At 31.3% G+C, this 24,028-nt stretch carries 23 protein-coding genes; 12 read left to right on the forward strand and 11 right to left on the reverse strand.

All coding sequences use genetic code 11. The features are described from left to right. Window positions 1–4 precede the first annotated feature (4 nt). The 10 genes from LACAL_RS08705 to LACAL_RS08745 all read right to left on the reverse strand — a co-directional run bounded on the left by LACAL_RS08705 (window position 5) and on the right by LACAL_RS08745 (window position 7,814). On the reverse strand, window positions 5–463 hold the full coding sequence (locus tag LACAL_RS08705) for a tRNA (cytidine(34)-2'-O)-methyltransferase (protein WP_013870357.1): 459 nt from the start codon (window positions 461–463) through the stop codon (window positions 5–7). A 70-nt stretch (window positions 464–533) separates the two neighbouring features. Beyond that, window positions 534–677, reverse strand: coding sequence for a hypothetical protein (locus LACAL_RS15435; protein WP_013870358.1), 144 nt, complete (start codon window positions 675–677; stop codon window positions 534–536). Between the two features lie 95 nt (window positions 678–772). Beyond that, entirely contained in the window at window positions 773–1,189 is a 417-nt protein-coding gene (locus tag LACAL_RS08710; RefSeq protein WP_013870359.1) for a DUF805 domain-containing protein, read from the reverse strand. A gap of 43 nt (window positions 1,190–1,232) precedes the next feature. After that, the gene (gene trpA / locus LACAL_RS08715; protein WP_013870360.1) at window positions 1,233–1,997 is read right to left on the reverse strand and encodes a tryptophan synthase subunit alpha; all 765 of its coding nucleotides are present in this window, start codon (window positions 1,995–1,997) and stop codon (window positions 1,233–1,235) included. Between the two features lie 109 nt (window positions 1,998–2,106). Then, complete coding sequence (gene trpB, locus LACAL_RS08720; protein WP_013870361.1) at window positions 2,107–3,288, reverse strand: tryptophan synthase subunit beta; 1,182 nt, start codon at window positions 3,286–3,288, stop codon at window positions 2,107–2,109. A 3-nt stretch (window positions 3,289–3,291) separates the two neighbouring features. Continuing rightward, window positions 3,292–3,927, reverse strand: coding sequence for a phosphoribosylanthranilate isomerase (locus LACAL_RS08725; RefSeq protein WP_013870362.1), 636 nt, complete (start codon window positions 3,925–3,927; stop codon window positions 3,292–3,294). Window positions 3,928–3,931: 4 nt separating this feature from the next. Further along, the gene (gene trpC / locus LACAL_RS08730) at window positions 3,932–4,717 is read right to left on the reverse strand and encodes an indole-3-glycerol phosphate synthase TrpC (RefSeq protein ID WP_013870363.1); all 786 of its coding nucleotides are present in this window, start codon (window positions 4,715–4,717) and stop codon (window positions 3,932–3,934) included. Between the two features lie 36 nt (window positions 4,718–4,753). Next, window positions 4,754–5,749: an anthranilate phosphoribosyltransferase gene (trpD, locus tag LACAL_RS08735; RefSeq protein WP_013870364.1), complete on the reverse strand. Its 996-nt coding sequence runs from the start codon at window positions 5,747–5,749 to the stop codon at window positions 4,754–4,756. A 31-nt stretch (window positions 5,750–5,780) separates the two neighbouring features. Beyond that, entirely contained in the window at window positions 5,781–6,344 is a 564-nt protein-coding gene (locus LACAL_RS08740) for an aminodeoxychorismate/anthranilate synthase component II (protein WP_013870365.1), read from the reverse strand. Between the two features lie 75 nt (window positions 6,345–6,419). Further along, on the reverse strand, window positions 6,420–7,814 hold the full coding sequence (locus LACAL_RS08745; RefSeq protein WP_013870366.1) for an anthranilate synthase component I family protein: 1,395 nt from the start codon (window positions 7,812–7,814) through the stop codon (window positions 6,420–6,422). 316 nt (window positions 7,815–8,130) lie between these two features. On the opposite strand from LACAL_RS08745, the gene LACAL_RS08750 reads away from it, so the two are divergent. The 4 genes from LACAL_RS08750 to LACAL_RS08765 all read left to right on the forward strand — a co-directional run bounded on the left by LACAL_RS08750 (window position 8,131) and on the right by LACAL_RS08765 (window position 10,107). Beyond that, entirely contained in the window at window positions 8,131–8,640 is a 510-nt protein-coding gene (locus LACAL_RS08750; RefSeq protein WP_041301425.1) for a TlpA disulfide reductase family protein, read from the forward strand. Between the two features lie 7 nt (window positions 8,641–8,647). Further along, a complete protein-coding gene (locus LACAL_RS08755) occupies window positions 8,648–9,256 on the forward strand; it encodes a thioredoxin family protein (protein ID WP_013870368.1) in 609 nt (202 codons plus the stop codon). 118 nt (window positions 9,257–9,374) lie between these two features. Continuing rightward, the gene (locus LACAL_RS08760; protein WP_013870369.1) at window positions 9,375–9,686 is read left to right on the forward strand and encodes a rhodanese-like domain-containing protein; all 312 of its coding nucleotides are present in this window, start codon (window positions 9,375–9,377) and stop codon (window positions 9,684–9,686) included. Between the two features lie 22 nt (window positions 9,687–9,708). Next, window positions 9,709–10,107 (forward strand): rhodanese-like domain-containing protein, encoded by a 399-nt coding sequence (locus LACAL_RS08765; RefSeq protein ID WP_013870370.1) that lies wholly within the window; start codon window positions 9,709–9,711, stop codon window positions 10,105–10,107. Here the strand turns inward: LACAL_RS08765 and LACAL_RS08770 are convergent. Then, window positions 10,097–10,933 carry an alpha/beta hydrolase gene (locus LACAL_RS08770; protein ID WP_013870371.1) on the reverse strand — a complete coding sequence of 279 codons (837 nt, stop codon included), beginning with the start codon at window positions 10,931–10,933 and terminating at the stop codon, window positions 10,097–10,099. The genes LACAL_RS08765 and LACAL_RS08770 overlap by 11 nt on opposite strands. A gap of 226 nt (window positions 10,934–11,159) precedes the next feature. Here LACAL_RS08770 and LACAL_RS08775 point away from each other — a divergent pair, with 226 nt between their 5' ends. The 8 genes from LACAL_RS08775 to LACAL_RS15595 all read left to right on the forward strand — a co-directional run bounded on the left by LACAL_RS08775 (window position 11,160) and on the right by LACAL_RS15595 (window position 24,012). Further along, entirely contained in the window at window positions 11,160–12,074 is a 915-nt protein-coding gene (locus LACAL_RS08775; RefSeq protein ID WP_049791486.1) for a polysaccharide lyase family 7 protein, read from the forward strand. 23 nt (window positions 12,075–12,097) lie between these two features. After that, window positions 12,098–14,401, forward strand: coding sequence for a chondroitinase-B domain-containing protein (locus LACAL_RS08780; RefSeq protein ID WP_013870373.1), 2,304 nt, complete (start codon window positions 12,098–12,100; stop codon window positions 14,399–14,401). 86 nt (window positions 14,402–14,487) lie between these two features. Continuing rightward, complete coding sequence (locus LACAL_RS08785) at window positions 14,488–15,516, forward strand: polysaccharide lyase family 7 protein (protein ID WP_013870374.1); 1,029 nt, start codon at window positions 14,488–14,490, stop codon at window positions 15,514–15,516. A gap of 2 nt (window positions 15,517–15,518) precedes the next feature. Beyond that, window positions 15,519–17,798: an alginate lyase family protein gene (locus LACAL_RS08790; protein ID WP_013870375.1), complete on the forward strand. Its 2,280-nt coding sequence runs from the start codon at window positions 15,519–15,521 to the stop codon at window positions 17,796–17,798. A gap of 61 nt (window positions 17,799–17,859) precedes the next feature. Then, entirely contained in the window at window positions 17,860–18,234 is a 375-nt protein-coding gene (locus tag LACAL_RS08795) for a cupin domain-containing protein (protein WP_013870376.1), read from the forward strand. Between the two features lie 365 nt (window positions 18,235–18,599). Next, window positions 18,600–21,680, forward strand: a complete 3,081-nt coding sequence (locus LACAL_RS08800) for a TonB-dependent receptor (protein ID WP_013870377.1) — start codon at window positions 18,600–18,602, stop codon at window positions 21,678–21,680. Between the two features lie 27 nt (window positions 21,681–21,707). Then, window positions 21,708–23,129 carry a RagB/SusD family nutrient uptake outer membrane protein gene (locus LACAL_RS08805; protein ID WP_041301863.1) on the forward strand — a complete coding sequence of 474 codons (1,422 nt, stop codon included), beginning with the start codon at window positions 21,708–21,710 and terminating at the stop codon, window positions 23,127–23,129. Between the two features lie 16 nt (window positions 23,130–23,145). After that, on the forward strand, window positions 23,146–24,012 hold the full coding sequence (locus LACAL_RS15595; RefSeq protein WP_013870379.1) for a PKD domain-containing protein: 867 nt from the start codon (window positions 23,146–23,148) through the stop codon (window positions 24,010–24,012). The last annotated feature ends 16 nt before the right edge of the window (window positions 24,013–24,028 follow it).

Here is a 24,028-nt window from a genome sequence, read left to right on the forward strand (position 1 = left end):
CTTTTTAAATGGTATTAATTTGTTTTAAACCTTCATACACAACAATACTAACAGCATTTGCTAAATTTAAACTGCGAATGTGTTCGCTGTAAAGTGGTATTTTAAACAACTTATCTTGGTGTTTAGATGTTAATGATTTTGGTAAGCCTTTTGATTCTTTTCCAAAGACTAAAAATAAATCGTCTTCAAATTTAATATCCCAATGTTGTTTTGTGCCATGACTAGAAAGAAAAACCATTTTTTTAGTTTTATTTTTTTCTAAAAAGTCTTCTATATTATCATAATAATGAAGGTTTAAATGTTGCCAATAATCTAAACCAGCACGTTTTAATCGGGTATCGGTAATTTCGAAACCAAAAGGTTTTACTAAATGTAAAGTTGAACCAGAGCCTAAAGCAAGTCTGCCAATATTTCCAGTGTTATTAGGTATTTCGGGTTCTATTAATACTATGTTTAAAGCCATATAATGTATAAAAAGTAAAGCCTAAACTTAAATTAAGCTTAGGCTTCACAAAATAATAATTTAAAATAAATTATTTCTTTTTTTGTTGATCTTTGATAGTTGACTCGTCAATATCAAATTTATTAGTCTCTACATTTGTGTTCCCAGTTGGGTTTGTAGGATTTGTTTGTGTTTTTGTAGTTTTAAATTTTCTTTTATCTGCTATAGTTCCCATAATTTTTTTTAGTTTTTAGATTTACTCTAAGTTATTAAAATAAAGCTATTTAACTATTAAAACTATTATAAGATTTTGTTGCAGAAACGTTAAAACTAGCTAATTATGTGTGTGTTTTTACGCTCTGTTTCACCACCTAAATTAGTAGGTTTTTTTGGATCTGGTCCATATTCGTTTGGTCCCACATCGCCTTCTGTAGCAAACAAAATAATTAACCAAATTCCTCCAATTAAAGGTATTAATGATATTAAATAATACCAACCACTTTTACCTGTATCGTGCAGTCTTCTTACCGCTACAGCTAAGCTAGGTATTACTACAGCTAAAGCATATATAAAATAAATAGCCATAAAAGCTGGAGCATCTAAAGAAGTTGCTAATACGCCACTTACTATAGCTAGTGCCATAATTATTAAAAAATTAAATAATGTAAACATCCAATATTCTTGACGTCTTGCTCTGCCTTCAAAATTTGCGTAATTATCTCTTACGACTTTTAAATACCATTCCATAAATTAAGGTTGTTAGTTGATTAATAATGTACCAATATAACTATTAATTTATAATAGATTTTATAAAATCGTCAATTTTCGATAAACCACTTTTTGTGAGATTTTTTATAAATGCTGAACCTATTATTGCACCTTTAGCATGTTGTGTAGCTTGAGAAAAGGTTTCATTATCTGAAATACCAAAACCAATAATTTGAGGGTTTTTTAGGTTCATTTTTGCAATACGTTTAAAGTATTTGGTTTGCTCGTCTCCAAAACCAGAATTACTTCCAGTAACACTTGCACTACTTACCATATATATAAATCCATTTGAAATAGAGTCTATAAAATTAATTCGCTTTTCGCTTGTTTGTGGTGTTATTAAAAACACATTTATTAGACCGTATTTTTCAAATACTGTTTTATATTTTTCGTTATAAACATCTACAGGCAAGTCTGGAATAATTAACCCATCTATACCAACATCTTGACATTTTTTACAAAATGCTTCTACACCATATTGTAGCATTGGGTTGAAATATCCCATAATTATTAATGGTATGGATACTGTTTTTCTAATATCTTTTAATTGTTTAAAAAGTACATTAGTAGTCATACCATTTTTAAGTGCTTGCGTTGAACTGGCTTGTATTGTTGGTCCATCGGCTAAAGGATCGCTAAATGGTAATCCTATTTCTATCATGTCTACACCGTTTTTTTCTAAGTTTTCTATTATTGTAACGGTGTTATTTAAGTTGGGATAACCTGCAGTAAAATATATTGAAAGAAGCTTTTTGTCTTCGTTTAATTTTTTATTAATTCTGTTCATGTTTTTTTCTATTTAATAGTGTTAATCGCGTTAAGGATTGAGGCTTTGTTGGAGCGCCTTGCAAAGCGCGACTGCCGAAAGCCTGACCCTTGTGGTAACGCCATAAAAATTAAATTTTAAAATAGTCTATGTAGTTTTGTAAGTCTTTGTCACCACGTCCAGATAAATTAATTACTACAATATCGTCCTCTTTAAATGTTTTTTTATTTAAAACGGCAAAGGCATGAGAGCTTTCTATGGCAGGAATAATACCTTCTAATTTGCATAATTCTAAGCCAGATGTCATAGCTTCATTATCTGTGACCGAGATAAATTCTGCTCTTCCAGATTTATATAAATGCGCATGCATTGGTCCAACACCAGGATAATCTAATCCTGCTGAGATTGAATATGGCTCGATAATTTGCCCGTCATTGGTTTGCATTAACAATGTTTTACTACCGTGAATAATACCTTCTTTACCAAGTGCTGAAGTTGCAGCGCTTTCACCAGAATGTACACCTTTACCAGCAGCTTCAACAGCTATTAAATTTACATTAGTATCTTCTAAATAATGATAGTATGATCCAGCAGCGTTACTACCGCCACCAACACAAGCAATAACATAATTTGGTGTTGTTTTGCCTTCTTTTTCTTTTAATTGCCATTGTATCTCTTCTGATACTACTGCTTGAAAACGAGCAACCATATCTGGATATGGGTGCGGACCAACAACGCTACCAATAATATAATGTGTATCTACAGGATTATTAATCCAATCTCTTATCGCTTCGTTTGTTGCGTCCTTTAATGTTTTACTTCCTGAAGTAGCAGGTATTACTGTTGCACCTAACATTTTCATTCTTGCAACATTTGGAGCTTGACGTGCAATATCTATTTCTCCCATGTAAACAATACACTCTAAGCCCATAAGCGCGCAAACAGTGGCAGTTGCAACACCATGCTGTCCTGCTCCAGTTTCTGCAATTATGCGTTTTTTACCTAAACGTTGCGCCATTAAAATCTGTCCGATTGTATTGTTTACTTTATGTGCACCAGTGTGGTTTAAATCTTCTCGTTTTAAATAGATTTTAGTTTTGTATTTATCGCTTAATCTTTTTGCAAAATACAATGGTGATGGACGCCCAACGTAATCTTTTAGTAATTGATCAAATTCCTTTTTAAATAATGGTTCTGCCATTACTTTTAGGTAGTTTTGGCGTAACTCTTCAACGTTAGGATAAAGCATTTCTGGAATGTATGCACCACCAAATTCACCGTAATATCCTTTGTCGTCAATATTATAGGTCATAATTTATCTTAAGTAATTAGTGTCTATTAGTTTTTGTTGAAATGTTTTAAGTTTTGTAGTATTTTTTAAACCGGCAGCTGTTTCAAATTTGCTGTTTAAATCGATAGCTGCACAAAATTCGGATTCTGGTCTTTTTAAAAACAGAAGTAAAGCGTCCATTTCTTTTGGCCCAATACCACCACTTAAAAAATATGGTTTTATTGATGGGTATTTTTTTAGAACGTTCCAATTAAAAGTGTATCCATTTCCGCCTGGCTCTTTGCCTTTAGTATCAAATAAATAATAATCGCAAACGTCTTCAAAAGGCTCTAAAACTTTAAAATTAAATTGGTTTTTTATAGAAAACACCTTAATTACAATTATGTCTAAATCTTTTAAGCTTTTACATAGTTCTGGTGTCTCATCACCATGAAGTTGTACACCTTGTAAATCGTGTTTTTCTATTTTACCACGAATAAAATCGAAAGTAGCATTAACAAAAACGCCTATTTTTTTTATGCTTTCTGGGAGCTCTGGAATTGTGGTGTTAAAATATCTTGGTGATTTCTCATAAAAAATGAAACCCATATAACCTGGGTTTAACTCTGCAACATCTAAAATGTTGTTTTCATTTTTCATACCGCATATTTTTAGTTTCATACTTTTATAAGTTTATTTGTTTTATAAATTGTTTTGCACTTTCGCCTGCGTTATTAGTTTTCATAAAGTTTTCTCCTATTAAAAAACCTTTGTAACCAAATGGTTGTAAGCTTTTTATGGCTTCAACACTGCTAATGCCACTTTCTGATACTTTAATAAATTCATTTGGTATAAGCTGACTTAATTGCTTGCTTGTTTCTAGGCTAACATTAAATGTTTTTAAATTTCTATTATTTACACCAAGCATATCTATACTAGGCATAATAGATTTATGTAATTCTTCCTCATTATGTATTTCTAACAAGACTTCTAAGTTTAAGCTTTTTGCTAGTTCCGAAAATTGCTTTATTTCATTTTTAGTAAGTATTGCTGCTATTAGCAATATAACATCTGCGCCGTACGCTTTTGCTTCAATAATTTGATAGCTGTCAATAATAAACTCTTTACGTAACAATGGTAAATTACAATTGGATCTCGCTGTAAGTAAATCGTCTAAAGAGCCACCAAAATATTTGCCATCTGTCAAAACCGACATACCGCAGACACCAGCGCTTTCGTATCCTTTTGCGACATCGAAAACATTTAAATCGTGATTTATAACTTGTTTTGAGGGAGAACGACGTTTATGTTCTGCAATAATACCAGAAGTGCTGTTTTTTAAATTGTTAACTAAAGAAACTGCTGTTTTGTTAAATAATATAGATTGCTCTAATTGTTTAATAGGTATTAATTGCTTTCTAAGATTAACTTCTATGCGTTTGTCTCTTGTTATTTTATCTAAGATATTCATCTTTTACAGTTTGTAGGTTTGTTTTAAAATAACTTGCTATTTTTTACTTAACTCTATGAGTTTTTCTAATGTTATTTTGGCTTTACCACTTTCTAAACTTTCTTTAGCGCGTTCAAATCCTTCTCTATGAGAAATACCATCTACCGTTGCAATAGCTAAACCTGCATTTGCACATACTACATTGTTTTGAGCTTCTGTGCCTTTACCACTAATAATATTTTTAAAAACTTTAGCTGCTTCTTTTACAGTAACACCACCAAAAATTTCAGACTGTTCTATTTGATTTACGCATAAATCTGAAGGCTTTAACATTAACTCACTATTATTGGTTATAATTTTAGTTTTTCCTGTTAGAGAAATTTCGTCGTAACCATCAAGAGCATGTACAATGCTATAATTTGTATTTGTATTTTGATATAAATAACCATATAGCCTTTGTAATTCTAAGCTAAAAACACCTACCATTTGATTTTTTGGAAATGATGGGTTTACCATTGGCCCAAGCATATTAAAAAATGTTTTTACACCTAACTCTTTTCTAATTGGTGCAACATTTTTCATTGCAGGATGAAATAAAGGTGCGTGCATTACACAAATTCCAGCTTGGTCTATTTGTGTTTTAAGTGAATCAATATCGTTAGTGAATTTTACGCCTAAAGCTTCCATTACATTAGAAGAACCAGATGAGGATGATACACCATAATTACCGTGTTTTGCTACTTTTACTCCTGCACCAGCAGTTATAAAAGAAGATAAGGTTGAGATGTTAAAAGTGTCCTTGCCGTCACCACCAGTACCACATAAATCTATGGCGTTAAAATTTGATAAATCTACTGGGATGCATAGTTCTAAAAGAGCATCGCGAAAACCTTGGAGCTCTTCTAAAGTAATGCTTCGCATCATAAATACGGTTAGAAATGAAGCAATTTGATTTTGGTTGTATTGGCCAACCGAAATATTTATTAAGGCATTTCTCGCTTCGTCACTAGAGATGCGTTCTTGGTTTATTAATCTATTTAGTATATGTCTCATTTAAATTTAAAATCTGATATTTTGAATGGAATTAATTATTAACCCAATTTTTTAGAATTTGCTTGCCGTTAGGCGTAAGTACACTTTCTGGATGATATTGTACACCTTTAACATCGTAAACTTTATGTCTTAAGGACATTATTTGCCCGTTTTCATCAACCGAAGTTGCTTCTAAACTATCTGGTAATTCTGCAGCAACAACCCAAGAGTGATAGCGGCCAACTTCAATTGTTTTTTCCATGTTATTAAATAGAGGTTCGTTATCTACAGTAATATTTACTTTAGTAGATACGCCATGATAAACGGTGTCTAAATTTAATAATTTTCCGCCAAATACTTCTCCAATAGCTTGTTGTCCTAAACAAACGCCTAAAATACTTTTAGTTGGAGCATACTTTTTTATTATGGCTTTAAGTAATCCAGCTTCATCTGGAATTCCTGGTCCTGGAGATAATACTATTTTGTTAAAAGGCTCTACATCTTCTAACGTTAATTTATCGTTTCTTTTTACGGTAACCTGGCAATTTAAGTCTTCTAAGTAATGGACTAAGTTGTAGGTAAAACTGTCGTAATTATCTATTACTAATACTTTCATTTTTTATAGCTATTTGCTTTTAGCTTGTGGCTTTAAGCGTTTATTTACACATTTTCTTCTTTGGGTATCTTTTTTTTAAATCTCTTTTGCTAATTCAATAGCATTTGTAAGAGCTCCAAGTTTATTATAAACTTCTTGTAGTTCGCTTTCTGGGTTTGATTTAGAAACGATTCCTGCACCAGCTTGCCAATGTAATTGATGATTTTTACTTAAAAATGTCCTAATCATTATCGCATGGTTATAATTACCATTAAAATCCATAAAGCCAATAGCGCCACCATAAAAGGCGCGACTTGTTTTTTCGTATTTTTCTATAAGTTGCATAGCGTTATGTTTTGGTGCTCCACTTAAGGTTCCTGCAGGAAACGTGTCTGCGACAACTTGCATAGTAGAGGTTTCACTGTTTATTTTACCTGTAATTTTACTTACTAAATGTATTACATGAGAGAAAAACTGGGCTTCTTTGTAAGTTTCAACTTTTACCTGTGTACCATGTCTACTTAAATCGTTTCTTGCTAAGTCAACAAGCATAACATGTTCTGCATTTTCTTTATCGTCATTTGCTAATTGTTTAGCTAATTCAGCATCTTTTTTATCATTACCTGTACGTTTAAATGTTCCTGCAATTGGGTGAATTTCTGCCATGCCCTCATTTACTACTAGTTGAGCTTCTGGAGAGCTTCCAAATATTTTAAAATCACCATAATCAAAATAGAATAGATATGGAGAAGGATTTATACTACGTAAAGCGCGATAAACATTAAACTCGTCACCTTTAAAATCCTGAAAGAATTTTTTTGAAAGGACTAATTGAAAAACATCACCTCTTGCACAATGTTTTTTTGCAAGGTTTACATGTTCTTTATAATCATCATCTGTTAAATTAGATTGAATACTTGATGTGGTTGAAAAATTATACGATGCATAATTTTTAGATTGAATAAGATGGAGTATTTCGTCTATATTATTTTCTGTATCATGGCAATGTGCGAAAATGTAAGCTTCATTTTTAAAATGGTCTATTGCAATAATATTTTGGTAAACAGCATAAAAAATATCTGGAATCTCTAAAGAGTCTGGTTTTTTAGAAATTTCTACATCTTCAAAATATTTAACAGCATCATAAGCTGTATATCCAAATATTCCATTGTTAATAAACTTAAAAGTTTTTGCAGAGTCAACTTTAAACCTTTTAGTGAATTTATGAATCATTTTTGGCACATCTGTAGTTCTGTTTCTTAATGTACTACCGTCTGGAAAACTTTGCTCTATTGTGTCTCCAGATACTTTAATAGTAGCAATTGGGTTAAAACAGATGTAAGAAAAACTATTGTCATTTGCATGATAATCGCTACTTTCAAGTAAAATGCTATTCGGGAATTTATCTCGAATTTTTAAATAGATACTTACTGGAGTTATAGTATCTGCTAAAATTTTTTTGTAATGTGTGTATAAACTAAAGGTTTTCATAAATTCTGAATTTATTTCAGTGTTTTTAATGTGTTTGTCTCTAATATAAAAATAAAACAAAGAAAAAGGCTTGTCGTGAATGACAAGCCTTTTTAATATTTAAAATAAATATACGTAGGAGTTTATTCACGAATCGTTTTTCGAGAAGTCCACCACCAAGTATGATTTAAAATTGAGTTCATTTTCTTAACGCACTAGCGTTTATAATTTTATTAAAGGTCAAAGATATAAATCTATATTATGTTAACAAATAAATTTTAACGTAATTATTTGTTAAATAATATTGAGGATGCTTTTCTGTTATTATTTTTATACCATGAAAACCTACCTTATTATTATAGTTTTAATTTTTTCTGGATGCAAATCTGATGTGAAAAAGAAAGATGCATTGGCAGACGACTACACAGTAGTATTAGAAGTTTATAATTTTAATGAGCTTGAACCATTATTAACAAAAAACGATGGAAAAATTTATGTTGTTAATTTTTGGGCAACTTGGTGTGCGCCTTGTGTAAAAGAATTACCTTATTTTGAAGATTTGAATAAAACATATAAGTCTAAGAACGTTGAGGTGTTACTAGTGAGTTTAGATTTTCCAAACCAATATGAAAATCGTTTAAAACCTTTTATTAAAAAACACAGGTTACAATCTAAAGTTGTAGCTTTAAACGATGTCGATTCTAACACATGGATTCCTAAAATAGATAAAGACTGGTCAGGAGCAATACCAGCAACTATTATATATAATAGTGAAGATAGTAAGTTTTATGAGCGTTCTTTTACTTATAAAGAGCTAGAAGAAGAAGTTAATAAATTTTTAAAATAAATATATTATGAAATCATTAAAAAAATGGAGTGCTTTATTGTTACTTGTAATTGCTGCAAGTGCATTTACAACAGTTGATAAAGGTTACAAAGTAGGAGATGTAGCCACAGATTTTAAATTAGAAAATATAGATGGAAAAATGGTGTCTATGTCTAGTTTTGAAGATGCTAAAGGGTTTATAATAACATTTACATGCAATACATGTCCATACGCTGTAGCTTATGAGGATAGAATTGAAGCTTTAAATAAAAAGTATGCTTCTAAGGGTTATCCTGTAATTGCAATTATGCCAAATAATATAGATGTTAAGCCAGGAGATAATATAGCTGCAATGCAAAAAAGAGCAAGAGAAAAAGGATTTACTTTTCCATACTTAATTGATAAAGATCAAGAAATTTACCCGCAATATGGCGCAACAAAAACACCTCATATTTATGTTTTAGAAAAAACTAAAAAAGGAAATGTTGTAAAGTACATAGGTGCGATTGACGATAATTATCAAGATGCTAGTAAAGTGAAAAATAAGTATGTTGAAAATGCTGTAAATGCATTATTAAAAGGAAAAGAAATTGAAGTTAAAGAAACAAAAGCTATAGGCTGTACTATAAAGGTTTAATTAATTTTTCTAAATATTATTTAGCCTGAAGTGTAACACTTCAGGTTTTTTTTCGTCTATATCATAATAAAACGTTAAATTGATTAACTTTGCAGTCTAAAAAAGTGTAAAAAAGAAAATGGCAGATTTATCACAAGAGCAATGGAAAGCACAGTTAGAAGCAGACGAGAATGCTTTTATTTTAGATGTTAGAACAGAAGAAGAAGTTGCAGAAGGCTATATTCCTAACGCAAAAAACATAAATATTTTTAAAGGCCAGGCTTTTATTTACGAATTAGAAGCTTTAGATAAAAATAAAAATTATTACGTGTACTGTAAAGCTGGTGGAAGAAGTGGACAGGCTTGTTCTATAATGAATCAATTAGGGTTTGAAAATGCTTATAACTTAGTCGGTGGTTTTCAAGAATGGACTGGCGAAAAAACACAATAATTACATTTAAATTAATAATAATATGAAAACTAAAATAATTGTACTTGCTTTATTTTTAGGTTTTACTTTACTAAACTGTGAAGATAAAAAAAACAATCCTGTTACTGTTGTTTCTGTTGAAGAAATGGACACGCTTCTTTCATTAGAGAATGTGCAATTAATAGACGTTAGAACAAAAGACGAATACGATAAAGGACATATTAAAAAATCTCAAAATATTGACTTTAATTCACCAACTTTTGATACAGATATTATTGGTTTAGATAAAGAGAAACCAGTAATATTATACTGCCAACGTGGCGGTAGAAGTGCTAAATGTGCTGAGAAAATGCAAAAAGCAGGTTTTAAAAAAATATACGATTTAAAAGGAGGTTTTTCTAAATGGCAATTTAAAACTCTAGATTTAAAAGTTAAATCTTAGTTTTATTTATAAAATTTACTATCTCATCATACCTTTTTACCCAAGGAAAAAAGTAATGAGACATCATAGGTACATGTTTTTTGTCTAAAACAATTTTTTCTAATTTTGGTTGATAAGGTTTTAGAGCTTCAACAAAAGCCGTATTAGATGTCATAATAGAAGGATAAGTTTTAGATCCTACATAAATTAAAAAAGGAGGCGTTTCATCATTTATAAAATAAATTGGTGAAGCGTCTTTCCAGTTTTTGGGATTTTTAGTCCAAGTTACATCATAATGATATTTGCTAGTTGGCGGATTTTCTTCTAAATAACTTTTCATATCTAATCCTGCCGCATCGTTTAAAATAACACCTTTAATATCTTTTTTGTTTTTTAAATATTTAGGATTTGTACTTATTAGTGCTACTAAGTGACCTCCAGCACTATGTCCCATAACATATATTTGGTTTGGGTCTCCTTTATATTTATCAATGTTGTTTTTTGTCCATTCAACTACTCGGGCTATTTGCTTAGCCATTAAATCATAGTTAGCATTTGGGCTTAAAGTATATCCTGGAATAACAGTTACAATATCATTTTTAGCAAAGTTTCTCCCTAAAAATCCATAGGTTTTTTTATCTCCATCTTTCCAATAACCGCCATGAACAAAAATAACTACAGCATTTTTGTCTGTATTTGTTTTTTTTGGTTCAAATACGTTTAGAGTAGGTTTATTGTCATTTGTTTTTTCTGTATTAGTTAGGTATGTAATGTCTTTAATTTTTCTTGAAGCACAATTAAAAAATAGTATGCAAATAAAAGGTATAATAAATAATTTTAATTTCATATAAGGATTTTAAATGCTAATTTAAATAATTACCAATTTAGACTACGTTAAGATAATTGTAAAGATTGATATATTAAGCGTTGTGATTTTATTATATTCTCTAAAATTTAACATTAAACTTTACTAGTTAAAAATTTGGAGAGCTATTAAATATCATTATATTTGGTAAACCAATCTGGTAAACCAGTTGATTTGTTTAGATGATTTTGGTGTTAATTTTTATAAAATGTATAAGTATTTACTTGTTTTTTCAATAGTGTTTTTTGTTAATTGTTCTAGTAATGATGAAGTTAATAATAGGCCAGAAGGCTCTCAAACTTCAATTTTACCTTCAGAAGAAACAGGTGATGATGATAATCCTGTTTATGCTCCAATAGATTTTTCAAATTGGAAAGTTACACTTCCTGTAGATGAAAATAGTAATGGTGGTCCAGACGAGTATCAACCGGCTCAATTAATTAATTTTGGTTATCAAACCTTAGAGCCTGTTATACCTTTTATGTATGATGATATAGAAGATAGTTCATTGGTCTTCTATACCTATTCAGGTGTTTCTACCACAAACAGTTCTTATTCTAGAACTGAGTTAAGAGAACTTATTAACCCTAGCAACTCAAGAGAGAATTGGACCTTATTAGAAGGTGGAGAGATGACTGGTCAATTAAAAATAGATTCTATCTCACAAAATACAGACTCAACCGATGAGTACCATAGAGTTATAGTCATGCAAATTCATGGTATTATATCTCAGGAAGATATGGATATACACAATTTTTCATCTAATAATGGTCCGCCATTAATTAAAATATATTGGAAAGATGGCTATATCTGGTCTCATAAAAAGTCACTTACAGATGAAGCTACTTCTGGAGACGATTTGTTAGACACTTCTAGTAGTACTTGGTATGATATTAAAGAAAATTTAGGCTATGTTGGTTTCGAAAGTTTTTCTTTTAGAATAACAGCTTCAGATGCTAGAGTAGAGGTACAATTAAATAATAACGAGGCTTTTGTTTATCAAGATGTAAGTCTAGATAAATGGCCTTTTGAAAATTATTTTAAAGCAGGTAATTATCTAAATTCAACAAATTCTAATGCTTTTTCTTACGTAAAATATTACAATTTACAGGTTACTCATTAATAATAAAAAATAATAATTTTTAAATGAAAAAATACTTTTTAATATGCAGCTTACTGCTATATTTCTTTTCTTGTAAGGAGAAAACAGTATCAGGTATAACAGTTTCTAATGTAGACGAATTACAAAATGCTATTTCTAGCGTTGAACCTGGAGATAATATTATTTTAGCTAACGGAACTTACAAAGATGTTGAAATCAAACTTATTGGTGAAGGAACCGAAAGCAATCCAATTACATTAAAAGCAGAAACGCCTGGAAAAGTTTTTATAGAAGGTACTTCAAGTTTAGAAATTAGTGGAAATTACATAGAAGTAAGCGGATTATTTTTTAGAAACGGACATTCGCCAAAAACAAACGTTATCGCGTTTAGAACAAGTGAAAAAGAAGTTGCCAATCACTCTAAAGTTACTAACTGTGTAATTTTAGATTATAATAATTTAGAGCGCGATCAAGATAACCTTTGGGTGCAGTTATATGGTAAACATAACGAATTTAGTAACTCTTATCTTGCTGGTAAAACAAATGGTGGTCCAACCTTAAGAGTCGATTTAAAAGGAAATCAAAGTATTAGAAACTATCATAAAATCATCAACAATCACTTTGGTCCAAGACCAAGAAAAGGTGGTGCAAGAGGCGAAACGATTCAGTTAGGTAGTAGTTTTACATCAATGAGTCCTAGTAATACATTAATTGCAAATAATTTATTTGAAGAGTGTAATGGTGAAGTAGAAATCATTTCAAGTAAAACCAATTTCAACATCATTAAAAACAATGTGTTTTATAAAAGTGAAGGTTCTGTGGTTACACGTCACGGAAACTACGTTACTATTGACGGAAATTATTTTATTGGAGATGGCGTAAACGATCAATATGGTGGCATTAGAATCATCAATACAGGTCATTGGGTAATCAACAACCTATTTTACAAAATAAAAGGTAAGAATTTTAGAAGTCCGATTGCTATTATGAATGGAATTCCGAAATCCCCATTAAACCGTTATAATCAAGTTACAGATGTTGTAGTTGCGTATAATACGTTTGTAGATTCTAGCTCGCCTTGGCAATTTGGTGTAGGTACAAATATTGCGCAAGCGGATGTTTTACCAAAGTCGGAAATTAGATCTGCAAGACCTTTAAGAACCGAAGTTGTAAATAATATTATCTATAATTCTGAAGGTGATCCAAACCCAATTATTGAACACGATAAAGCCGATGGCGTAACATTTGCAAGTAATATTATCGATAATAACGGAGTAGAAGTTAAAAACAGTCATAGTTTAATTACTAAAGATTTAACCTTAACAGATATTGGTTCAAACTTATCTGTACCAACTTCAGGATTCGATGATGTAGAAGTGTATAAAGGCTACGATTTCGAAACAATTACGAATGATTTATTAGGAAATTCTAGAGAAAAATCGAATACCATAGGAGCAATTTCAAAAGCTGGAGACATAAATTTAGAGTTGTTAGATAAATCTAAATATGGAGCAGATTGGTTTTCAAATGAAGTAGAAGCAAAAGAAGCAACAACACATACTGTTGCAAATGCTTCGGAATTGGTTAGTAAACTTGAAGCAGCAGAAAGCGGAGATATTTTAAGCTTAAATGAAGGTATTTACAATATTTCAGAATCGTTAATAGTAAATAAATCAATCACTATTCAATCTAAAGGAAATGCTGAAATTGTTTATGCAGGTGCAACAAATACACCAGCTATCGAATTGCATCCTTACGGAAAATTAACAGTAAAAAACATCAAGTTAAAAGGAACAGGTTCTCAGCAAGCATTCGCGAGTTTAAAAAAGAGCATGTCTAATCATTTTGGATTGGAAGTTTTAGATTCTGAAATCAGCAATTTCAATTATGCTTTAAAAGTGTACAAGCAATCTTTTTCTGAAGAAATTACATTTAAAAACACAACAATTTCAGATTGTGAAAACGGTTTAGAATTATCCGAAGAAACTAACGATAGAGGTGATTATAATACTGAATATTTAACTGTTGATAATTGCGAATTTACAAACGTAAAACAAAACGTTATCGATTATTATCGTGGAGGTTATGATGAGTCTACAATTGGCGGAAACTTATTGGTAACAAATAGTACGTTTATAAATTGTGGTGCAGCAGAAAAGAATGGAATGTTGCTTAATCACAGAGGAATTATAAATGTAAACATCAATAATAATACATTTAAAAATAATAAAGTACAATTTGTTTCAATTCTTTGGGGAGCAAAAAACAATGTAGAATCAAACAATACATTAATCAATTCTGGTCAAATTAAAACCGAAGAAAACTTAAAGCAAACCTTAATGTATTAACAAATTCCTGAGAAAGCAGGAATCTAAATTTATGCCATTTAAACGAAAGTGAAGAATCGCAATAGCTATAATCTTATATATTTCTCATGAAAAAACTACCTCTTATAATAGTTGCAATTTTAACAATTGTTGCATGTAAAAACGAATCAAAAAAGAAACAAGAATCTAGCGCTGTTTCAACTACAAATACTATTAAAAAAGCACCAAGCGATGTTATTCCGTTTATGGATAAATGGAAAATCCTTTTAGGAGATGGTACCTATGTTGACGATTTAGTAGGTTTTCAAAAAGATGATTTTTTCTATGTAGAAACTGAAAATAATACAGATTGGGTAGTTTATAAAACACCAAACTCTGGTATAACTTCTAGAACTTCTAGCAATACAAGAACAGAGTTAGGTGAAAAAAAACATTGGATTCCGGAAGAAGGCGGAAAACTGACAGGTACTTTAAAAGTTAAGCATGTATCAACTACGGGAGATGCTACAGCAGCCTCGTCATATTCGGTTGTTGTTGGGCAAATTCATAGTGACGAAGGGCATGAAAACGAACCTTTAAAAATCTATTACAAGAAATTTCCAGGTCACACAAAAGGTTCTGTATTTTGGAATTATGAAATTAATACAGAAGGAGATAATATTGGAAGATTCGATTATTCTACAGCAGTTTGGGGACACGATTTTTCTGTAGTTGGTAAAGATGCAACCACTTATCCTGAAGAACCAGAAAATGGTATTGCTTTAAATGAAGAATTTAGTTACGAGGTAAACGTCTTTAAAGGCATCATGTATTTAACTTTTAAAAGTGAAGGTCACGAAACGGTAACGTTTATTAAAAGTTTGATAAAATCAGAATTTGCAACAAGAGAAGCTGTTCCAGAACAAGTGAAACGCGTATATGCGAATAGAGAAAAAGGTGGAGGTATTGAAAGAGATACTGCCTATGCAGGCGAAATTAATTACTTTAAACAAGGTGCCTATAACCAAGCAAACTATAAATCGACAAAATCTGAAATTTATGGTGGTGATATTGCTAAACAATACGAAAACGGAAGTTATGCCGAAGTTTGGTTTAAAACTGCAACTGTAGGAGAAGCAACAGCACCAAAACAATAAAGATGAAAGAAATAAGAAACAACTCAATAAAATTAGTGTTGCTTGTATTAATTACAATACTGTTTTCATGTAAAAATGAAAATAATACTACTAAAGATAATACTTCTGAAGTAGTAACAACAGAGCAACATCCTAAACTTATTTTAACTGCTCAAGGTGTAAAAGATATTAGAGCACAATTAGGAACTATTCCTATTTTCGATAAATCTTTAGAAGCAGTAAAAAAAGAAGTTGATGCTGAAATTAAATCAGGAATCGATGTGCCAATTCCTAAAGATTATTCTGGTGGTTACACACATGTTGTACATAAAAAAAACTGGTTTATTCTTCAAAAAGCTGGTTTGTTATATCAAATTTTAGACGACGAAAAATATGCCAAGTATGTAAAAGACATGTTAATGGAGTATGAAGCGTTGTATAAAACCTTGCCTTTACATCCAAAAACAAGATCTTACGCAAGAGGAAAATTATTTTGGCAGTGTTTAAACGACTCCAATTGGTTAGTCTATGTAAGTCAAGCCTACGATTGTATCTATAATTACTTAACGGAAGAAGAACGAAACAAGCTAGAAACAAATTTATTTAGACCATTTGCAGATCACATTTCTGTAGATAGTCCGCAATTTTACCAACGTGTACACAATCACAGTACTTGGGGAAATGCAGCAGTGGGAATGATTGGTTTAGTTATGGATGACGAAGAATTAATCAATCGAGCGTTATACGGAATTAAAGATTTAAAATTAGATGCTAATAAAAAAGATGACGATGGTGGCTTTTTAAATAAAGACGGAAAAGCAGGTTTTTTAGCAAATATAGAAGAGCCTTTTTCACCAGATGGATATTATAATGAAGGACCATATTATCAACGTTACGCAATGTATCCATTTTTAGTTTTTGCAGAAGGATTACACAACGTAAAACCTGAACTTAAAATTTTTGAATATAAAGAAGGCGTACTTCTAAAATCTATAAATGCATTATTAAATTTAAGTGATGCCGATGGCGAATTTTTTCCATTAAACGATGGTCAAAAAGGAATGTCGTATTACACAAATGCTCTAGTAACTGCAGTAGATGTATCTTATCATTTTGGAGAGCAAGATCCTGGTTTATTGTCAATTGCCAAAGAACAAGATAAAGTCTTGTTAGACGATTCTGGTTTGGCAGTTGCGCTTGGCATTAAAAATGGAAAAGAAAAACCGTTCACTAAAAGATCTATCAACTTATCTGATGGTCCGGAAGGAAAACAAGGTGGTGTTGGTATTTTAAGAAATGAGAATTTAGAGCTGGTTTTTAAATATGCAGCACAAGGTTCTAGTCATGGACATTATGATAAATTATCGTATTCCTTTTATGAAAATGGAGAAGAAATCATTCAAGATTATGGATTATCACGTTTTGTAAATATCGAACAAAAAGGAGGTGGAAATTACCTAAAGGAAAACAAAACTTGGGCAAAACAAACCATTGCACATAATACAGTGACCCAAAATGAAACGTCTCATTTTAATGGTAAATACGATATAGGAAGTTTACATCATTCCGATTTAAATTATTTTTCTTCAGAAAATGAAATGGTACAAGTAGTAAGTGCAATTGAAAAAAATGCGTATCCAAGAACCACAATGCTTCGCACAATGGCTATTATTAAAGACGAAGATTTTGAAAAGCCATACGTGCTTGATATCATGAAAGTTACTTCCGCGACAGCGAATCAATACGATTTTCCTTTTTATTATTTTGGGCAAGTATTACAAACAAATTTTGAATATAATTCACCTGAAACATTGAAGCCATTAGGTGCTAAAAATGGATATCAGCATTTATATTTAGAAGGCTCAGGAAAAGCATCAGAAGAAAACACTAAGTTATCATGGTTCAATAATAATAAGTTTTACACCTTAACGACTATAACAAATACGAGAGACGAATTGCTATTTACTAGAATAGGTGCAAACGATCCTGACTTTAATTTACGTCGAGATCCAGCTTTAATGTTAAGAACTAAAAACGCTAAAAACAGAACCTTTGTTTCTATAATAGAATCTCACGGAAGTTATAGTCCAGTGTCAGAGTCTGCAGTAAACTCTAAAAGCAGTATTAAATCAATCAAAACTGTTTTAGATTCGGAAGATTATACAGCAATTGAAATTACTAATATAAAAGGTAATGTAAAGGTATTTATTACGATAAATATAAATACTTCAGAAAACACAAAACATAGCATAACAATTAACGGTAAGAACTATGAATGGTCAGGTTCTTATTATTTCAAATAAAATAAATGGTATTAAGAGCGTAGCAAAGAATATCAAAACAATAATTTAAAAAATAATTAAAATGAAAAGATTTAGCGAAAAGTACATTGTAGCAAAAGACATGGAATGGGAAAAACTTGGTGGAGGAGTTTCTAGAAAGTTTTTAGGTTATGACAACCAAATTATGATGGTAAGTGTAAAATTTGAAAAAGGAGCATTAGGTGCACCACATCAACATTTTCATACGCAAGCTACTTATTGTGTATCAGGTAAGTTCGAATTTGAAATTGATGGTGTAAAGCAAATTGTAGAAGCTGGAGATGGTGTTTACATTGAACCAAATTTGCTACATAGTGCAGTTTGTCTAGAGGAAGGACAATTAATAGATACATTTAGTCCAGTAAGAGAAGATTTTTTAACAGGAGATGGACCATCTTATTTTAGTGATAAAGAATAGTTGTAATATTTACAACAAATGAAAATGAATGCTTTATAAGTTTGTAGTAAAATACACTCTCAAATCACAGATATTAATTTTTTTAACACTAATAGATGTGGTTTTAACATAATATACTTACGAAAACGTTGTAATTAACAAATATTTATATATATTTGGTAAACCAATTTGGATAACCAATTTGGTTTACCAATTTTTTTTGGTAAAAAAAAGGATAGGTTGCAGCCTATCCTAATTTAAACTTCTATAGCGGAAGTATTATGTGTCATAACACATTATTGCAAAGATAATAAACAAATGGTTCTATTGTAGTAATTGTGTTTTAATAATCAATTATTAACTAACTTAAAACTTAAAGATTAATTATGAATTTGAAAGCTAAGTCGGCATTTGTTTTAATGCTATTAATTTGTGTCTCTGCATTTGCACAAGAAAGCTTAACCTTAAAAGGTCAAGTAATATCTGCAGAAGACAATATGCCTTTACCAGGTGTAAATGTTATTGTTGCAGGAACCAATAACGGAACGAGTACAGATTTTGATGGTGATTATGAGATAGCTGCTAAAGAAGGTGATGTGCTTCAGTTTACTTATGTTGGCTATGTAACACAGCTAATTCCTGTTACAACAAATACTACAATAGACGTCACATTAGCAGAAGATGCTAATAAATTAGATGAAGTTGTTGTAATTGGTTATGGTACTCAAAAGAAAAGTCAACTAACTACGGCAATCTCAAAAGTTGTAAACGAAGATTTAGATCAAATCGCAGTACCAAGGGTAGATGAAGCACTTGTAGGTCAGGTTTCTGGTGTAACAGTTGCGGCTACAGAAGGAGAAGCTGGTTCTGCTCCAACTATACGTGTGCGTGGTGTTGGTTCTATAACAGGTAAATCTTCACCAACTATTGTTGTTGATGGAGTTGTTGTAGATGATGATTTTTTAGGGTCATTAGATATGAATGAGGTGTCTTCTTTTGAAGTTTTAAAAGATGCTTCTTCAACAGCTATTTATGGAGCAAGAGGAGCAAATGGAGTTATTTTAATTACTACTAAAAGTGGTAAAGAAGGAAAAACAAGATTTACTTATAATGCTTTTACAGGTTTTAAAGAAGCAAGACAAAGTGACGATTACTATTTTACTGTAGCAGAAACGGCAGCAGCAGAATTAGCAGCAACAGGAGCTTTGTCAGACAGAACAAGAGTTAAGCAGTTAATAGGTGTAGATAGAGATTGGCAAGATGTAATTTTTGATGGTGGTACTATTAACAGTCATTCATTCTCTGCAAGAGGTGGAAGTCAAAATACTAAATTTAGTACATCTTTAAATTATGTGCACGATGAAGGTGTATTATTAACAGACGATTATAAAAAGTATGCAATTAGAGCGAAAGTAGATACTAAGCTTAACGATAAATTTTCTGTAGGTTTAAATGTGTCTCCAAGTTATACTAATAGACAACGTTTTGATGGTTCAACCCATGATATTTTACGTCAAACACCATGGTTGCCATTATATATAGACGAAAACAATATTCAGTTTGTAAATAGATTACGTGATAATGGTGCGTATGCAGATGTTCAAATAGGAGATTATGCTACACAACGTATGTTTGATGATTTCGATTTAAATACAATGATGCCAGTAGAATCTGGAGGAACAGATATTAGTAATACATCTAATACAAATCCAGCAGCAAAAGTTTTAGAGCGTGATAGAAACGATTATAAATTTAAATTATTTGGAAGTTTCTATGCTAAATATGATATCTCTGATGCTTTTAGCTTTAAAACCTCTTTATCAGGAGATTATCAAAACACAAAAAGAGATCGTTGGCAAGGTGTACAATCTAACAGAAATGGAGCAAGTGCAGCACAATTAGATTTATCAACTGAAAACCAAATACACATAGTAACAGATAATATTTTATCATTCGATAAATCTTTTGGTAATCATGATTTAAGTGCAATTGCTGGTTTCTCTGCAGAAAAATGGGATAATACTTTTGAAAGTATTCAAGGAGCTGGTTATACATCAGATTTAGTACAAACAATAAGCGCAGCAGACCCAACAACCGTTATTGGTGAATCTTATGAGTTTCCAAGACGTTTAATATCTTATTTAGGAAGAGTTAATTATGCTTACGATAATAAATATTTAGTATCTGTAAGTATGAGAGCAGATGGATACTCAGCATTTGGAGAAAATTCAAAGTATGGTTATTTCCCAGCAGCTTCAGCAGGTTGGATAGTAAGTAATGAAGAGTTTTTAAATGATAGTGATGTAGTAAATAACCTTAAAGTTAGAATGAGTTATGGTACTGCTGGTAATCCATTTTTTGATGTAGGAGATGATCAAATTAACAGTTTTCCTTACTTATCATTACTAGAGCCTTCAACAGCAGTAATAGATGGAACTTTAGTGCAAGGATTCAATTCATTAAACCTTGCCAATCCAGACTTACAGTGGGAGCGCTCAATAGAAATAAATCCAGGTTTAGATTTTGGGTTATTTAATAACGCTATTTCTGGTTCTTTCGATTATTATAATAGAAGAAGTGATCAATTATTAATAGATAATCCAGTATCAAGTACAACAGGTTTTTCTAGTGGATTAGTAAATATAGGAGAAGTACAAAACAGTGGTTTTGAAGTAGAATTAAGAACAAGAAATATTAGTAAAGAAAAGTTTAGATGGAGTACTACAATGTTAGCGTCTCAAAATAAAAATGAGCTAATTAGTTATGGAGATTCTAATGGGCAAATTCAAAATGTAGATTCTAAACGAGCAGCAGAGTGGATTAATTTAGTAGGTAATCCAATTTCTTCATACTACGGTTGGGTAGTAGATAGAGATATACCTTTAGAGTATATTAATAACCCTTACCACCCAGTCGGAGGTGAAGCTCAGGATGTATATGTTAAAGATTTAAATGGAGATGGTGTAATTGATGATGATGATAAAACAATTTTAGGAGATCCTTATCCAGACTTAGTATGGAGTATTACAAACGACTTTAAATTAGGACAGTTTGATTTAAGTTTCATGTTTCAAGGAAGTCATGGTGCCGAAATTAGAAATATGGGAGATCAATACCTGTTTAATCACTTTAACAGTTCTCAGGATTTTGATCCTGCAACAACTCCAAATCAAGAATTTATAAAAGAAAAGATTTTTACAAACGATATTATTCAAGATGCATCGTATGTAACATTACGTAACGTGAATTTAGGATTTTCAATTCCTAATGAGTTAGCCGAAAAATTAAAAATGTCTAAAGCAAGACTATACCTTTCAGGAACTAATTTATTGTATTTCACAGCAAGCGATTATACTGGTTTTAACCCAGAATCAATTAACGATACAAGTCCAACAACTTATGGTTACCAAAGAGCAGGCTCTCCTATTCAACAAACAGTAACTTTTGGATTAAATATAGAATTTTAATAAACAACAACTAAAATGAAAAATATTATGAAAACAATAAAAATAATGTTCTTGTTTATATTAGGAATTTCAGTTTCCTCTTGTGAAGAAGATTATTTATCACCACAATTAGAAACGTTAGTTAATGCCGAAATTTATTATACCAGTGAAGAAGAGCTACTAACAGGAGTAATAAACATGTATGATGGTATACAAGGAATTAACTCTACAAGTTCAAACGATTATCATGCATTGCAACAAGAGTTCTACTTAACTGAAATGCGAAGCGATAACACAAGAACTAAAAGTAGTGAAGGTGAAGCAGCACAGTTTGAAAACTACTCAATAACAGCTACAAATGGTATTGTAGAAGATTATTATAGAAGTTATTATAACGTAATTTTTAGAGCAAATATAGTTTTAGAAAATTTAGACGTTGCATCATCAGAAAATAGAGATAGTATAGAAGCCGAAGCTAAATTTGTTAGAGCATACGCATACTTCAACCTAGTAAGATTATATGGAGCAATTCCATTAGTAGACAGAGTAATTTCTTCTGCAGAGACAGAAATCTCTTTTACACGTGTAGACCCATCGAGTATTTACGAGTTAATTGTAAGCGACTTAGAAACAGCAGTAGATGGTTTAGATAATACTTATAAAACTAGAGCATCTAAAGCAGCAGCTCAAACACTACTAGCAAAAGTATATTTAACACAAGGCACTAATTACTTACAAGCACAACTTTTATGTGAAGAAGTAATGATGAGTGGTTATTCTTTAGAGCCAAACTTTAAAGATGTGTTTTTTAACGAATTAAATAGCGAAATTATTTTTGCTATAGGTTATGCGCCAGATGGAGTAGATAGTCAAAACTTTTCTGCTGAATGGTTAAACGCAGTTGGGCGTACAAGTGGAGTGAATTATACAACACAAGATGTAAGAGACGCTTTAGATATGTTAGGAGGTGATAGAACTCCATTTTCTTACCGTGTAGATACAGATCAACCAACACAATTTCAAGTAGTAAAATATATTCCAGATGGAGATGATTCCTTAGGTATCGCACCTACATCAAGCGATCCTACAAAAGCAGGAAACGATTGGATTGTATTACGTTATGCAGATGTTTTATTACTACACGTAGAAGCAATCATGGCAGGAGGAAACAGTACGTCAGCTCAGGCAGCTTTAGATTCTTTTGAAGAAGTAAGATTAAGAGCAGGCTTATCTGGAGATAGTGATGGAACAATAACTAAACAGGAATTAATGGATGAAAGAAGAGTAGAATTAGCTTTCGAAAATCATCGTTTATTCGATTTAATTCGTTTTGGTGAAGCGCAAACAGTACTTTCTGCATTCTCAAGTGCTAATGGAGGTAGTTTTACAGCTTCAGATTTATTATTACCTATACCACAAAGAGAAATTAACTTAAGTAACGGTGCTTTATCACAAAACCCAGGTTACTAATAAAAAAATAAATAAAATGAAAAATAAATTTAAAAATAGCTTTAAAACTGTAGTTGCAATAGTCTTTGCTGTTACATTTTATGCTTGCGAAGATTTAGAAAAGTTTCAACCAGCTGATGCTAATTCAATAGAAGATGCAACACCACCAACAGCAAGTTTCTCTTTTTCACAAGGAACTGGTGGAGATGAAACATGGAAAGTGTACACTTTTGCAAATGGTTCTGTAAGTGCCACATCTTACACATGGGATTTTGGTGACGGAAACCAATCAACAGAAGTAGATCCAGTAAACACATATCCTGGAGAAGGAATGTATACAGTAACCTTAACTGCTTCAGATGATTTAGGAGTAACAAGTACATTTACTGAAACTATAGAAGTTATCGAGCCAGAAGAGCCAATGGCTTTATTACCAGATATTTTAGAAGCAAGTTTTGAAGATTTAAGCTTACCAGATGGTACTGGTGATGGTAGAGATTCTTGGAGAAATTCAGATTTAGGAGGTGTAATTCAAATTACATCAAGTCCAGTTCATAGTGGTTCTCAAGCTGCTAAATTCCCTTCAGCAGGAGATCGTATTGGATATCAAGAATTAGTAATCTCTCCAAATACAGATTACACTTTAACATATTACTATACTTTAAAAACTAGTAACCCAGGATCTATTACAGTATCTGTTCTCGCTGGTGGAGGATATACAGATTTAGATGCAGCATTAACTGCTACAATCGAAGATTTTGAAGGTACAGATCAAACAAGTGCAAGTGATTACGTACAAGTAAATATTCCGTTTAATACAGGAGCAAATGATACTGTATCAATATTAATAACAAATCAAGGAGAAGAAGCTCGTGTAGACACTTTTTCTTTAACCGCTAATTAAAAAATAAATTAAAGAC

Source organism: Lacinutrix sp. 5H-3-7-4 (genome assembly GCF_000211855.2).
GTDB lineage: Bacteria > Bacteroidota > Bacteroidia > Flavobacteriales > Flavobacteriaceae > Lacinutrix.

Bases quoted from the DNA above. Each gene is read 5' to 3' on its own strand.
- LACAL_RS08755 (WP_013870368.1), top strand. From the start codon at position 8,648: ATGAAATCATTAAAAAAATGGAGTGCTTTATTGTTACTTGTAATTGCT.
- LACAL_RS08745 (WP_013870366.1), bottom strand. From the start codon at position 7,814: ATGAAAACCTTTAGTTTATACACACATTACAAAAAAATTTTAGCAGAT.
- trpA (WP_013870360.1), bottom strand. From the start codon at position 1,997: ATGAACAGAATTAATAAAAAATTAAACGAAGACAAAAAGCTTCTTTCA.
- LACAL_RS08765 (WP_013870370.1), top strand. From the start codon at position 9,709: ATGAAAACTAAAATAATTGTACTTGCTTTATTTTTAGGTTTTACTTTA.
- LACAL_RS15595 (WP_013870379.1), top strand. From the start codon at position 23,146: ATGAAAAATAAATTTAAAAATAGCTTTAAAACTGTAGTTGCAATAGTC.
- LACAL_RS15435 (WP_013870358.1), bottom strand. From the start codon at position 677: ATGGGAACTATAGCAGATAAAAGAAAATTTAAAACTACAAAAACACAA.
- LACAL_RS08770 (WP_013870371.1), bottom strand. From the start codon at position 10,933: ATGAAATTAAAATTATTTATTATACCTTTTATTTGCATACTATTTTTT.
- trpC (WP_013870363.1), bottom strand. From the start codon at position 4,717: ATGAATATCTTAGATAAAATAACAAGAGACAAACGCATAGAAGTTAAT.
- trpB (WP_013870361.1), bottom strand. From the start codon at position 3,288: ATGACCTATAATATTGACGACAAAGGATATTACGGTGAATTTGGTGGT.
- LACAL_RS08785 (WP_013870374.1), top strand. From the start codon at position 14,488: ATGAAAAAACTACCTCTTATAATAGTTGCAATTTTAACAATTGTTGCA.
- LACAL_RS08750 (WP_041301425.1), top strand. From the start codon at position 8,131: ATGAAAACCTACCTTATTATTATAGTTTTAATTTTTTCTGGATGCAAA.
- LACAL_RS08805 (WP_041301863.1), top strand. From the start codon at position 21,708: ATGAAAACAATAAAAATAATGTTCTTGTTTATATTAGGAATTTCAGTT.
- LACAL_RS08710 (WP_013870359.1), bottom strand. From the start codon at position 1,189: ATGGAATGGTATTTAAAAGTCGTAAGAGATAATTACGCAAATTTTGAA.
- LACAL_RS08780 (WP_013870373.1), top strand. From the start codon at position 12,098: ATGAAAAAATACTTTTTAATATGCAGCTTACTGCTATATTTCTTTTCT.
- LACAL_RS08775 (WP_049791486.1), top strand. From the start codon at position 11,160: ATGTATAAGTATTTACTTGTTTTTTCAATAGTGTTTTTTGTTAATTGT.
- trpD (WP_013870364.1), bottom strand. From the start codon at position 5,749: ATGAGACATATACTAAATAGATTAATAAACCAAGAACGCATCTCTAGT.
- LACAL_RS08795 (WP_013870376.1), top strand. From the start codon at position 17,860: ATGAAAAGATTTAGCGAAAAGTACATTGTAGCAAAAGACATGGAATGG.
- LACAL_RS08740 (WP_013870365.1), bottom strand. From the start codon at position 6,344: ATGAAAGTATTAGTAATAGATAATTACGACAGTTTTACCTACAACTTA.
- LACAL_RS08760 (WP_013870369.1), top strand. From the start codon at position 9,375: ATGGCAGATTTATCACAAGAGCAATGGAAAGCACAGTTAGAAGCAGAC.
- LACAL_RS08725 (WP_013870362.1), bottom strand. From the start codon at position 3,927: ATGAAACTAAAAATATGCGGTATGAAAAATGAAAACAACATTTTAGAT.
- LACAL_RS08790 (WP_013870375.1), top strand. From the start codon at position 15,519: ATGAAAGAAATAAGAAACAACTCAATAAAATTAGTGTTGCTTGTATTA.
- LACAL_RS08800 (WP_013870377.1), top strand. From the start codon at position 18,600: ATGAATTTGAAAGCTAAGTCGGCATTTGTTTTAATGCTATTAATTTGT.
- LACAL_RS08705 (WP_013870357.1), bottom strand. From the start codon at position 463: ATGGCTTTAAACATAGTATTAATAGAACCCGAAATACCTAATAACACT.